General features: G+C 41.0%; 12 protein-coding genes. All 12 read right to left on the reverse strand.

Annotation, left to right across the window (positions count from 1 at the left end):
* Window positions 1–74: 74 nt before the first annotated feature.
* Window positions 75–3,713, reverse strand: coding sequence for an EAL domain-containing protein (locus M1L23_RS12610; RefSeq protein ID WP_252627798.1), 3,639 nt, complete (start codon window positions 3,711–3,713; stop codon window positions 75–77).
* Window positions 3,714–3,732: 19 nt separating this feature from the next.
* A complete protein-coding gene (locus M1L23_RS12615; protein WP_252627799.1) occupies window positions 3,733–4,659 on the reverse strand; it encodes a chemotaxis protein in 927 nt (308 codons plus the stop codon).
* Window positions 4,656–6,206, reverse strand: a complete 1,551-nt coding sequence (locus M1L23_RS12620) for a methyl-accepting chemotaxis protein (RefSeq protein WP_252627800.1) — start codon at window positions 6,204–6,206, stop codon at window positions 4,656–4,658. The genes M1L23_RS12615 and M1L23_RS12620 overlap by 4 nt, the downstream gene beginning before the upstream one ends.
* Before the next feature lie 166 nt (window positions 6,207–6,372).
* The gene (locus M1L23_RS12625; protein ID WP_252627801.1) at window positions 6,373–6,924 is read right to left on the reverse strand and encodes a TetR/AcrR family transcriptional regulator; all 552 of its coding nucleotides are present in this window, start codon (window positions 6,922–6,924) and stop codon (window positions 6,373–6,375) included.
* Window positions 6,925–7,617: 693 nt separating this feature from the next.
* On the reverse strand, window positions 7,618–8,091 hold the full coding sequence (locus M1L23_RS12630) for a hypothetical protein (RefSeq protein WP_252627802.1): 474 nt from the start codon (window positions 8,089–8,091) through the stop codon (window positions 7,618–7,620).
* A gap of 195 nt (window positions 8,092–8,286) precedes the next feature.
* Window positions 8,287–8,589, reverse strand: coding sequence for a GIY-YIG nuclease family protein (locus tag M1L23_RS12635; protein ID WP_252627803.1), 303 nt, complete (start codon window positions 8,587–8,589; stop codon window positions 8,287–8,289).
* Window positions 8,582–10,288: a hypothetical protein gene (locus tag M1L23_RS12640; protein ID WP_252627804.1), complete on the reverse strand. Its 1,707-nt coding sequence runs from the start codon at window positions 10,286–10,288 to the stop codon at window positions 8,582–8,584. The genes M1L23_RS12635 and M1L23_RS12640 overlap by 8 nt, the downstream gene beginning before the upstream one ends.
* 6 nt (window positions 10,289–10,294) lie before the next feature.
* Window positions 10,295–10,744, reverse strand: coding sequence for a helix-turn-helix domain-containing protein (locus M1L23_RS12645; RefSeq protein WP_252627805.1), 450 nt, complete (start codon window positions 10,742–10,744; stop codon window positions 10,295–10,297).
* A 9-nt stretch (window positions 10,745–10,753) separates the two neighbouring features.
* The gene (locus M1L23_RS12650) at window positions 10,754–11,929 is read right to left on the reverse strand and encodes a tyrosine-type recombinase/integrase (RefSeq protein WP_252627806.1); all 1,176 of its coding nucleotides are present in this window, start codon (window positions 11,927–11,929) and stop codon (window positions 10,754–10,756) included.
* Window positions 11,930–12,104: 175 nt separating this feature from the next.
* The gene (locus M1L23_RS12655; protein WP_252627807.1) at window positions 12,105–12,419 is read right to left on the reverse strand and encodes an ATP synthase subunit I; all 315 of its coding nucleotides are present in this window, start codon (window positions 12,417–12,419) and stop codon (window positions 12,105–12,107) included.
* Window positions 12,416–12,730: an AtpZ/AtpI family protein gene (locus tag M1L23_RS12660; RefSeq protein ID WP_252627808.1), complete on the reverse strand. Its 315-nt coding sequence runs from the start codon at window positions 12,728–12,730 to the stop codon at window positions 12,416–12,418. Before M1L23_RS12660 ends, M1L23_RS12655 begins: the two co-directional genes overlap by 4 nt.
* Window positions 12,730–13,137 carry a hypothetical protein gene (locus tag M1L23_RS12665; RefSeq protein ID WP_252627809.1) on the reverse strand — a complete coding sequence of 136 codons (408 nt, stop codon included), beginning with the start codon at window positions 13,135–13,137 and terminating at the stop codon, window positions 12,730–12,732. The genes M1L23_RS12660 and M1L23_RS12665 overlap by 1 nt, the downstream gene beginning before the upstream one ends.

Consider the following 13,137-nt stretch of genomic DNA (forward strand, 5'->3'; position numbering starts at 1 on the left):
GATTTTTGGCGAATGATCAGATCGGGAACCGCCATGAATGTTCCCTAATCTAATCACCTAAATTTTTATTTTAACTACAAAATTTCTGGGGATACCTCAGCTCTTTTATAGCTCAAAAGTAATTTTTCAAACTGCTCAACAGAGAGAGGTTTATCGAAGTAGTAACCTTGCCCCCAATCACAACCCAGTTCTGCCAGTAGCGTCGCAATTTCTTGAGTTTCAATTCCCTCAGCAAGAGTTTTCAAGCCAAAAATCTTTGCTATTGAAATAATGGTTTTAACAATGGCGAGGTTTTTCTCATCTTCAAGTATTGACTTGATAAAGTGCATATCAATTTTCAGCACATCCGCATTGATGTTTTTTAGATAACTTAATGAAGAATGCCCCATACCAAAGTCATCAATGGCAATCGCAAAACCTTTACTTCGTATCACATTTAAAGTTGATATTGCTTTATCGGGATCACGCATAAGCCCTGTTTCGGTAAGCTCAAGCTCAAAATCATTTGGCTCTAACCCTGCGAGCTCTATCAAAGTTAAAAAACCATAAATTGCAGACTCATCATCAAAGCTTTTCGCTGAAATATTAAGGGCGAGCTTGAAACGCAAATTTTCTTGCGAGAACACTTCTTTTTTCTGCCAACTGCGTTTCAGTTCAATAACACGTTCTAATACGAGATGCGTCAACTTATTGATTAACCCTCGCTCTTCAGCAATTGGAATAAAGGATCCTGGCGAAACTTCGCCAAGCTCTTCGTCTCTCCAGCGCACCAGAACCTCAGCACCGACTAACTTATGTGTTTTTAAACAAACTTGAGGTTGAAGGACGATTCGCAGATTATCAGGATAGGAGAGTAAGGTTCTCTCAAGTTGCTTTGAGATAATTGATTTTTTCTGAATCCTTTCACCCACTTCAATATTAAAATAGCAACTGGGTAAACCGGAATCTTTGGCCATATTAAGTGCTATATTGGCACCTCGTGTTATTGCATCAAAGGTATCCGCATCCTGAGGATATAAAGCAATTCCAGCTCTTGCATTGATACTGACTTCACCCTCTAGGGTTTCGAGCGGCTCAGCGAGAGCTTGTTGTAACCTGTTGACCATTATTGATGCCGCATCGGGATTAGATAGAACGGCTGCAAGCGCAAAAACATCAGAATTTAAACGGGCTAAGGAGTCAAACTCTCGATCTATGTCATTGACGATAGGTAAAGTCTGGCAGTCCTCGTTCTCAAAGACACAACGCACTAAAGTATCTGCACCGCGGATGGTTTTTGCTAATCTGCGACCGACCGCTTGGATGACTGCATCACCCGCTTCGTATCCCATTGTTTCGTTAATGTCTTCAAGATTAACCAGGTCGATATATACAACCGCGATGGTATATTGATGTCTCTGTGCAATTTTAAGTAGGTATTTAACTCGATCAGAGAATAAATTTTTATTAGCCAGTCCCGTTAGCTCATCAAAAAATGCCAATTGCTTGATGCGATGCTCTTTGGCTTTAATGTCACTTAAATCACGCCAAATTACCTGGATAGCGTTTTTTCCAAGGTAGATGACTGGAGTGAGCGTTACCTCTATCGGTAGATGGTGACCTTGTTTAGTGATATGAAGCCATTCAAAACGCTGGTAGCCCTCTGTTGAGGCTTTATTTAAAAGAGCTTTGGCGAGCTCGTCGCTGTTGTTTTTACCCTGGCTCAATGGTGAAAATTGAATAGGCGACAAGCCAATCAGCGCTTTGCGGTCAGACAAGTCAAAAAGCTTTGCAGCTGCGTCATTGCAATCGGTAATGACAAAATCTGGGCTGATTATGCCCATCGCATCCTCTGATTTATGCAGCAAGTTCACCAAGCGCTTTTCGTTTTCACTTTTGAGTCTTTCATAATCAAGCTGCGCCGAGATGTCTCGAATTATATTGACGACGACTTTTTGGTTAAACGCTGTTTGTACAATCTGCATACTAATTTCTGCAGGATAGATGTTACCATCCCCTTTGTGATGTTGGGTAACAAAATGCAGCAGCTCCACCTCACCCATTTTGAGCGGCTTCAAAAGCCGATCGAACGATTGTGCATCGTAGCTCGGCTTAAATTCGTAGGGCTTCATAATTTGTAGCATCGCCCAACTCCGCCCAAGTTGACGCTGTGCAGCAAGGTTGGCATATAAAATGTCCAACGTTTCGGCATCAAAAAATAGGACGGCATCAGCGATTTGATCAACAACGCTTTTAAGGCTGGTCAGTTCGTCCTGCCTCAAGCGCTCTTGAGTTATATCCAGCTCAATCGAAATATACCCCGTATGAACTCCAAGCTCATCAAATGTAGGGTTACAACTGATTCGACTCCAGAAAGTCTCGCCACTCTTTCGATATTTAAGTAGCTCAAGTTCTATAGGCCTTTTATTTGATACTGCTTTTTGCAACTTCAAAAGGTCAAAGCTATTAGTCTGCGGCCCGGTTAATATTGTCCATGGCGATTGGCCGGCAAGCTCCGCTAAAGGATAACCAGAGATCCGTTCGAAGCCAGCATTACACCAGGTGATGTTGTAATCACAATCTAATATCAATACCCCATTCACAGTTTGCGTCGCGACCAAAGCAAGGCGGGCATTTTCCTCCAGTGTCTGAGCAAGTCTATTTTTGATTTTTCTGGCTTCGGACAGCGACTCCAGGGTTTCGAGGATGGGATTGAGTTTCTCAACGTCAGATTGGTCATAGCCCCTGGCTGCGTTAGCCAGGCCGACCATGCCAATCAACTTACCATTATGTTTAAATGGCAATCCGAGGAAAGAAGAAAGCTTGGGATGACCATGTGGCGTGCCACCAGCACGAGAGTCATTCTGAGGATTGTTTGAGATAATAGCCTGGCCGGTTGTTAATACTTCGCCAATTAAATTATGATGATTGTGAAATTCTAAGCCGTCCGCCTTACTTTTTTCATATAACTCCCGGGTTTCATTATCCCAGCTGATATTGGTTAAAACCCGAACTTTTAAATAGGGCTGGCCTTGCGAATCCTCGAGCACATCACCAATCAGACCGAATTGACTATCTGTTAGTGCAATAAGCTCATTAAGTAAAAGGCTAAGTGCACTGTGGTACGATTCATTAAGGATAAAGGCGCGCTGTATTTTAGCGATGGCATTGCTGGTGCGGATTTGGAAATCGTATTTATCAGAAATCTGCTGCCTGGATTGCTCAAGGGCCTGGTGGCTAGCGTACATATAGGCATCAAAGGCAAGGGTGATATCCAGCAAAGCAACTTTGTATAAGGCGGTTAACGTTGGTTCGATTCGATCTGTATCGCTTTTCAATATCACGCTGACGAATTTGCAAACGAGATCTAAATACACTCCATAAGCACCAATGTACCATTGCGGCGTCAAACCAACCCTTTGGTGTGCAATGCCCACTCTAATACGGTCTTGGGCATAGTCAAATCCATAATCACCGGCAGTTAATTTCCTAAAATACAGTTTCTGTGTCTCTTGCAGCTTACTCATTAAATTGACGTCATGCAGCATCCTCGATGCATGATCAAATGTTAAAAGATGCTTATAAAAAGCATGAATAAGCTCATTCTCAAAGGCATAAAGTGGTTTATGAATGGCTTCGAGCAATTTAATTTCGGTTGTTGAAAGATTAATAAGAGCTTTACGCTCATCAAAAGAGACGGGGTTGATGTTTAATCGCTTTAGTACTTCTTCCACTCTCATAGCGCACCTGTCTTTACTTCATTAACAACCAGTGATTGATTGCTTGTAATAATTCATCAGGATGAAACTTCGCGATAAATTGGTCCGCGCCGACTTTCTTAACCATTGACTCGTTGAACACACCACTTAATGAAGAGTGCAAAACGACGTGAATATCTTTCAAAAGTGGTTCAGATTTAATCGCGGATGTCAGTGTATAGCCATCCATTATTGGCATCTCAATATCAGAAATGACCAAAGGTATTCTCTCTGCAATTACTGCTTTATGTTTTGCCGCAAAGTCTTGTAAATATTGAAGTGCAGATTGGCCATCATTAACCAGTTTAGACGGGATATTTACACTGTCTAACACGCGTTTAATCTGATTTCTGGCCACTGCTGAATCATCCACAACCAATACTTCAATCTCAGAGGTGTTGAACCCTTTAAGCTGTTGCGCCGTTTCAGCTTCAATTTCATGGTCGTTGGGCATGATCTCCGAGAACACTTTTTCAACATCTATGACTTGAATGAGCTTGCCTTCAATCTCTGTCACTGCGGTTAGGTAATGACTTTGCCCTGCTCCTTGAGGTGGAGGTTGAATTTGACTCCAGTTCAGATTAACGATGCGATCAACTGCCGAAACCAGAAAGCCTTGGATATGGCGGTTGTATTCCGTCACAATCACAAAAGCCTGTTCGGGATAACTTATCGGCTTCCCTGTCGTAGCTTCACTCAGGTCGATAACGATAACTGGATTGCCACGAAGCTGCGCAATGCCCTTTATAAAAGAATGGGCTCCTGGCATTTCAATGAGCTCAGGTACACGAATTACTTCCCGAACCTTAAAGACGTTGATGCCAAAACGCTGATGACCATTAAGGCTAAAGAGGAGCATTTCAAAGCGATTTTGACCTGCCAGATTTGTCCTTTGGTCAATAGACTTCATTAACATATTCATTTAAAACGCACCACCAGCTCGTGTAGCTCTTCAGATATTTTCTTAAGGTGCTCTAGAGAGCTTGCTGCTTTATCAGCAGAATTGGCGCTTTCATCGGCCAACGTTGAAATACTTACAACCTGGCGATTGATATCTTCAGCCACATGAGCTTGCTCCTCTACAGCCGCTGCCATCTGTGTCGTCATATCGGATATATGCCCGACTGAGGCAACGATGCCTTGCAGCATATCTCCACTCTCAATGACTTTTGACAGCCCCTCGTCAGCGTCAGAAGCACCTGATTCAGCTACTTTAACGGCCTCGCTGGATTTTAGTGAGAGAGCTCTGACAATTTCGTATATTTCTTTCGTAGAATCTTGGGTACGTTTTGCAAGATTACGCACCTCTTCAGCAACCACGGCAAAACCTCGGCCTTGCTCGCCGGCACGCGCTGCCTCGATAGCAGCATTTAGCGCAAGTAAGTTGGTCTGTTCAGCAATCTGTTCAATTATTTGAGCTGCTTGCGCAATTTTCGTCGTTTGTAGCTCTACATCAACAACGGATTTCGAAATGGTCTGGACAGTTGCTCTAAGTTTTTCAATAGAGGCGCTTGTTGTTTTGGAGAGTCCTCCACCGGTTTCGGCCAGATTAAATGCTTTATCAGCTTGTGAAGCGGTATTGGAAACATGATGCGATACCTCTGAAATAGTTGTCGTCATCTCATTCATCGCTGTAGCAACCTGAATCGTTTCAGATTGCTGGTGATCAATAACCTGCTTAGATTGTTTAACCAAGTCAAATGAGGAAAGTGTTTCGCGCGATACTCTTTTCGCGGCATCATCAATGCGGTTGATAATAGTTGTCAGATGAGCTTGCTGGCTCAATACAGAGACTTCTAATGCGCCAGTAAGTCCGGACTTATTGGTGTAGGTGAGAACTGCGAGTTCATGCGAGAAAGAACGGCTTAGTAATTTCTTTAAGTCAGACGCTCTGGCGTGGTCTTTCACATTGACCCAAATTGCATAGATCGCAATGACGGCGAGCAACAAACTCTCTGATAACTCTTTGTAACCAAGAAAGAATGTCGCAAGCGCGATAGCGACAGACACCATTAAAAAAATGTTAGGCAGCGATATAGGTAACGGTTTAGGTAAATTACTTCCCGCACTCAAGCGGCGGTATAATCTGTCTGCTCTTTGTACATCTTCTGCTCTTGGGCTTGAACGAACAGATTCGTACCCAATAACTTGGCCATTAGCTGTCACGGGTGTTACATAAGCGTCTACCCAGTAAAAGTCACCGTTCTTACAACGGTTCTTAACCAACCCCATCCATGCTTTACCCTCTTTTAGATGTGACCACATCACTTTGAAAGCCATCGCTGGCATATCGGGGTGTCGAACAATATTATGTGGCTGGCCAATTAACTCCGACCTGGAAAATCCGCTGACCTCAACGAAAGCGTCATTACAATCAACAATATTGCCGTTTTTATCCGTAACTGAAATCAGCTTCTCAGACGATGGGAAAGTTTTTTCGTTAGATGTAACAGGGAGGTTTTTGCGCATAGATAGCATCCGTGTGCATGTTTAGCTTACTAAATATACACATCTTACATCATGTAGGTGGATTAACCTATATCTATTAGTAAATATTTATATGCCCCGAATTTGTGCAAACTGATTGCGTTATCCTTATTTCCTATGCTAGGTAGGGCGTATTTAAAAGTTTACATTACCGATTGAGCTTATGATTTATCAACTTGGCATTTGCTACGAGTTCATTGATGTCAAATGTTGTACGACCTAACCCCATCAGTGGTATGAGCCCAACGGCCATCGATGACAGCAAGATAATGTGATTGATTTTGTCTGTTTGTGTTTGCTCTACACCAGTATCATCAATTTGCTTAAAAATTATCGTTCTGTAGTATTTAGCCAGTTTTTGCGCAATTTCTGGGGAGTTAATTGCCTGTTTCCAGATAAACACCATTATGTTAGCGACCTCTCGCTGAGATGTCCATCGCATAAAATGCTCTAGTGCATCATCCGAAACCAAGGTGTTTTTAGCATCAAAGTTTTTGTAAAACGATTCAGGAAGCAGTATCGTGTGTCTTTCGAGAAGTCTATCAATAATTGCCTCAACCAAAGCCTGCTTAGTTGGGTAGTGATAGGTCAAGTTTCCCTGAGAAATCCCCATGTACTTAGCGACCTGAGTTACGGAAAATTTGTCTATTTCACCTGACTCGATGAGAGTAATAGCGGATTCAACGATCTTTGCTTTCATTAAGCAGAGTTCCTTGTGATTAAAGCGAGATTATCCTCAAAGTTCCTTCAGGGGGCATCTTAATTCAGCTCATAAAAGATGACTTTGATCTCAAATAACTATAATAAAATCTTGGTTTCTAAGAGATAAAATTACTCACTGAATATAGCTTGGCGTGTGGATGTCTGCTTGTTTTATAAATATGTTTAAGTGAGCCAATTTGAATCACGTTATCCCTTTGACATAACATGACGAGCCTGAGCTGGCCATATCCCTACAAACTCAAAGTAGATGTTGAGGAATTTTCAAGCCTAAAGAAATATCTCCACTTATCGTTCAAAGTGAAGATCGTCTCTGTGCCAAAAGCGGATATTCACTGATATTCGTTTAAATCGGCGCTTTTCACTGAAAGCGGACGTTAATGAAGATAAACAAAGGCTTCAAAATTTTCGAGACAACAACCAATTGCGAAAACAGTTAACAATGCTGGATTCTTGACTTTGTGTTTCAAGATGTCACAGGTTTTTAGATGCCTTAGTGTGGCTAAATTGATGTGTCCGAATCAGTCGACCACTCCGAAGCAATAGCAGCCGCCTGTCGGCAATAGAATGCCACTTACACAGATTTTTTTATAGTCTCTTTTGGCTCAATACAAGATATTGCAAACTGTCTAACTGAACATCACATGATTTGATTCAATTAATCGAAGCAGTATCAACTGCCTTCTCTAATCGGTCTTGGTGAAACCTTAATACTGCTTGCTGAAGGTTGCTCTTTTCCCATATATGTATTTAATTTTTTTGCGTCAGTAACACTGCAAGATACAGAGTGTGTTTGTTTAGAGTTAATAGTTGCTCTTTCTTTAGCTGACTTATGTGACTTTGCATGAACATCTGTTAGCCATACTAACTTTGATTTGGCTATGACGCTACCACTCTCACTTAAGAAAACACATTGAGTTACAACATCTTGAATATCATGGTAATTATTATTCGCTATACTAACAGTTAAAATATCTACTTCTGGATCGAATTTAGCTACCTCAACTTCAATTTTACTCACCATTTTGGCATGAATATTAAAAGGCAACTTATCCCAATGCGTTATTATTTTAACGGTTAAAATGCCAACTATCGGGGCAAGAATAATTTTTGCCCAATCTGACTTTGAAAGCGATTTTTTTAGCATAGACATCCCTTTATTTTTATAAGACTTGTGATGAAAAAAGTTAACCTAATAAAGCGAATTAACCACATGCAGTATTAAGTTTAATCTACCAACCAACCATTAGATAAAGATTTTTCTCATTGGATTATGTCAATAAATGGAGGCCTGTTATTCTTTAAAAAATGGATTTCTTGAGATGCTGCTTCCATTATCTTACTAAACCAATCCACAATTCACCTCATCACTTGTTGAATCTGATTCTTCGTTCCAGATTTTAGCCAAAATTCTCTTACCAATAGCAGGCATTTTTTTTACTTGACGCTCAATTTGCAATGCTTCGCGTTTTGATTTGAATGCTTTCTGGGCTATCAATTTTTCAGGCTGATTTATTCTTGTAAAAAGAGCCCCCTTGCCAATACTATGCTTATGAACCCTGTTATCGACATTTGGATAAACACCTGTGTAAATGCGTTTATTTTTGCATTCCAATAAGTAAACATACCATATTTGCTCATCCATTATTACTAAGCTCCCCTGTTATATGTACATTCCGAAGCTTTACAAATTCTGGATCTAGCCTGCGGTGTACATCTACTGAAAACAGCCGCTCTAACTTCGCAAGAGTAGGTGTAGATACGCCTGTTGAAGAAATCAATGTTACGCGATCCAAATAACCATTATTCATCATGGCATAAAGTGCTGACATTCTTAAAACCTTAGCTCGACCTTGCAATACTCTGGTGCAAATATGTTTTAAGCTAATTACATTGTTGTGAAACAAGTAGTAATGTTTACGTTGATGCTCTGGTTGAGCATGCCATTGGGGTAATTCCTTTTCAGCCAGTATTTGAACAATATTCTCTATGTGTTTTGGTAAATTTAGCCAAATACTTGAAGGACGAATAACACAGCGACCTGAATCGTTAATATTAAAATCAGACAGTTTCAAGTTGTAAACTCGGTTTGTCGTTAATCCTAATTTACAAACAAACCATGCAATGAGGTATTCTGTGTCAGACACAGATCCTCTTAGTGATTTTATGAATTTATTGAGAATAGTTGGTGGTACTATTTTTGGCCTTGGTGTTTCAACTAAAACCGTCCCTGTTCTACGTGGCTTTTGCATACCCTGCTTTCTAAAAGGGTTTCTCTTTCCTTCTGTAAAACTGATAAAACGTTTTAGAGGATTTGTCATCATCCTGCCTTTCGATGCTAAATAATCCACTACGTCTCGGTTTCTAATGCCTTCCCAAGCTGTAAATCCTTTACTGGCTAGGTAAACACAAAAGCCTATAGCTTCAAACATTTCATGACGAATGTAATTAGCATCTCTTTCGTGTTTTTGCTTAATAAGGCGCTCGTAACGTCTTTCTATTTTTTCTTTATATTCATTAATTACAACCAGTAAACCTTCAGGTAAATCTTCTGGTATATAAACTTTTGCCATTGGCTTTCTTGTTGCTAAATCAAGTTCAGTCAACGCTTTAGCGATAAATTTTTTTAACTCAGGTGTAGAATATTTCAGTAATATATACCTTTGCGTTGGCTCAAGAGACTTCAAAAATTCACCCAATTTTAGTGGCTCTTCTGAGCACTCCTCAGCCAACTTCTTAAGCAACATTTTCAATTCAGGAACACAAGAGATACGTGGATCTGTTTCCTTAATTGTCACCACACAAAGTTTTTTAATCAAATTATCTTGATTTAACCAACAATTAGAGTGCTCTGGAGGCATTGCTTTGCAATATTGCATACCACATGAGCGAGGATAATGGCCTTTTGTTTGTAGTATGTGAGCATCACAGAAATCACAGCTTCTGGCTGAAGCTGATTTTGATATTTTCTGGTTTTTTTGGTCTTGTAGCGGAATCGATCCCTCGAAAATCTTTTTCAAAACAGGATGAATATAATCCCAAATAAATTTACGCTCTTCTCCAGAAAGGGTATAAAAAAATTCACGTATTTGTTCGTTGCTGTCTGAATATTCTTCACCTAAGCGTTTAAGAAGAGGTACGATTTCATTGTAGTATTTTCTTTGTGGTGCAATTCCATGCAATGACAAAACACAAAGTTTTTTTATTACGTTATCGTTTGTTAGCCAGCAATCAGATGCATCTTTTGGTACTGTCTCGTCATCTTTATAACCACAAACACGAGGCTTAGTACGAGCAGGATTAGTGATCTTGGCACTGCAAAAGTCGCATTGACGTTCTTTCATAAGAAACTACGAACCTTTAATCTTATCATGTGATAAGTGCGAGACTGACGGGCCAAGCACATCAGATAGATCCACAATTTCTTTTGCTTTTTTCTGCTGCACAGTGCTCATCGATGAGCCTAATGCATCAGTATTCTGATTATTGCCTGCCTGTTTTGTAATATTGCCATACTTAAAAGGCAATAAACGATTTTGGATTGTTGAGAGATCGGATTCTGAAGCGTTTTCTATTTGAGTCTCGAAAAGATCACCTGGTAAACATTGTAGCTCATTACAAATCGCCTCAATCATTTTTAGCGTTAAAGTAACGTTGTCATCACGAAATTTTCTGCTTAATGCAGAGCGAGTAATTGACCAACCTTGATGATTTGTCAGTCGTTCTGCCATTTCTTCAAAAGTTGCGACTCCTTGATCTTTCATCAAAACGTCCAACCTATTTTTAAGTTTAATCTTCATTTTTTATTCCTATTCATCTTCATCATCGAAGAAATTAATTGCCCTATTTACCTCGTTGGCAGCGTCCAGAGGGACGGGATGATAATAGCCCAGCGTTGTATATAAATTTTTATGACGCATATATTTCTGAGCAATCTCAGGAGAATACAATGGCACCATCAACGTGCATCCAGTATGCCTCAACGTATGTGGCGTCACCTTCTTCGGAGAAGAAAGGCATTCAGAAACTATGTTGTTTAAGCGTTTTCTGAACGTGTTGCAAGAAACCACTCCGCCTTGCTCACTCGGAAAAAGCAGATTTGATACTATAAATTTCTCGCCATCATAAGTACAAATACCATCATCCTTACCTTTGCGCCTTAACAGTATTTTTTGCCTAACAGAGTTAATATACCACTTTAGTAACTCATGGATCGCAGGCTCTCTCATTGGGACTGTACCCGTTACACTGTTTTTGCCTGTCACGGTCAGCAGACCAAAATCACCAAAACGCGCCATTCTAATATCGTGATGTGCGTGAAAATCTGTCAACTGCAACTTAATTAGTTCACTAACACGTAAAGAGAAATGAATACAGATATGGAACATCACTCTATCGCGTTGAAGAGGTAATAGCGATTTACTCTTGCTCTGATATGCAGCTGTAATTTGACGAAGAAACTCTTTATCAATGGTATCAATCTGCTCCGGATTAAGCGCCCATCCCTTTAGGCTTTTATTGCTCTTTGCACGCTTAACGGCAATGCTGTTTTCGTCATTAACGAAAGGAACAGGCCTCACGTTAAAAGTCCTCTGGATTTCGTTTATACGCTCAAGCTGAAACAAGAATGTCTGGAAGCTTCTCCAGGCTGAGCAATAGCATGCATGACTTTGAGGACTGATAGTGTTGCCAGTTTTAGGATCGACTTTGCTATCAAAGAAATCAATAACGTGTTTTGGGTTTAGCTCCCATGGAGCAACACGGTGGTATCGTAGTAAACGCTCAAGGTTATTAAAGTGGTTTTCGATAGTTTTTACATTAAGTCCGATTTGAAAACGTGATTGCGCCTTCCAGTCCTTAATGAGATTCAGCGCAAAAGACCGTTTCTCTTCTGGTAGGTAACTAAAGTCACGATCAACCTCACCCTTCGTTTTTTCCGAAGGTTTACTATTGTCCGTGCAATTAATGGCATATACGTTCTTCATACGAACAACTATACAACATAAATTGTAAACGTGCAACATTTGCACGAATAATAACTAAAATTTTTGATATCGCTGGGTTAGGAGATGGTAGATATGCTAAACGTGCAACTCTTGCACAGTAATAGTGGTAATATATCAAGAAAAACAAAGTAACGGCATCGGGTGTTAGTTCCATTTAGCTTCCTCCTTGGCCAGTAAGGTTAATATTCTTGGCCGACTTCACATACCGCACCATAACAATACGCATGAGTAAAAACGCCAACATATAACCCACAATAGACCACAGCGGATGCAGGTATTTAGTCAGTATAAAGCCAACACCTAATAGCACTGCTGCACGAGTAAAAAAGCTCAGTACAAGCCAAACAGCTGGGGTATCAGCCGCTAGTGCCAGCCGCATACCCATAGCTAGGCCCACAAAAAAAATTGCGCTGGCAGGTAAACCAACAACAAAACCAATCAACATTGCGTGGGGGTCTATGCTTATCATTCTTGCTCCTTGTGTTCGTCTTCAATGGCGGCTTTACTTTGTTCGGCAACCCAGCTTGCTGCGAATATAATACCAAGCACCAGGCCGCCTAAAATAAGCGTAATCGTCCAAGAAAAAGTTTGCGGTGCCACTTTATTTAACCACATGCCAAGCAAGGCGCCGCCAACCGTTGGCAAAGCCACCGACCAACCAATAACGCCAAAAGCACCAAACCCCTGCAGCGGACTGTAATTCGAACGCTTACGCATTTTTTCTAATCGTACCGCACGGCGACGTATATGCTCGACCGACGAATCGTGTTTGTTTTCCATTATACGGGCTTCCTTAGGTCACCAAAGCGGCGCACTATTCCCGCTTCTAAACGCGACAGCGCACTACGGGCAGCGCGCTCTTCTTCATCTACCTCAGTAAAGGTTGCTTCAATACTGTCGGATAAGGTTGCCAGATCATCGCCTTGCAAGCCACGACGCACGGCAATTTCTGCCGTGTGGCCCTGCTTTACAAACAACCCTTGGTCGATTCCAAAGTAAAGCTCTTCACCTGTTACAGTGGTTAAAATTAACACCGAAGGCACCAGGCTGGTGACAAAGTCAGTATGGTTCGGTAATACACCAAAGGCACCGTTTTCCGCCACCGCATAAATACGCGTGGCTTCACCCGTAAACAATAAGCGGGTGGGCAACCGAATATTTACTTTCATTACCTTCGCCAAACTCAT

Origin of the sequence: Aliidiomarina quisquiliarum, assembly GCF_023922585.1 — a bacterium.
Lineage (GTDB): Bacteria > Pseudomonadota > Gammaproteobacteria > Enterobacterales > Alteromonadaceae > Aliidiomarina > Aliidiomarina quisquiliarum.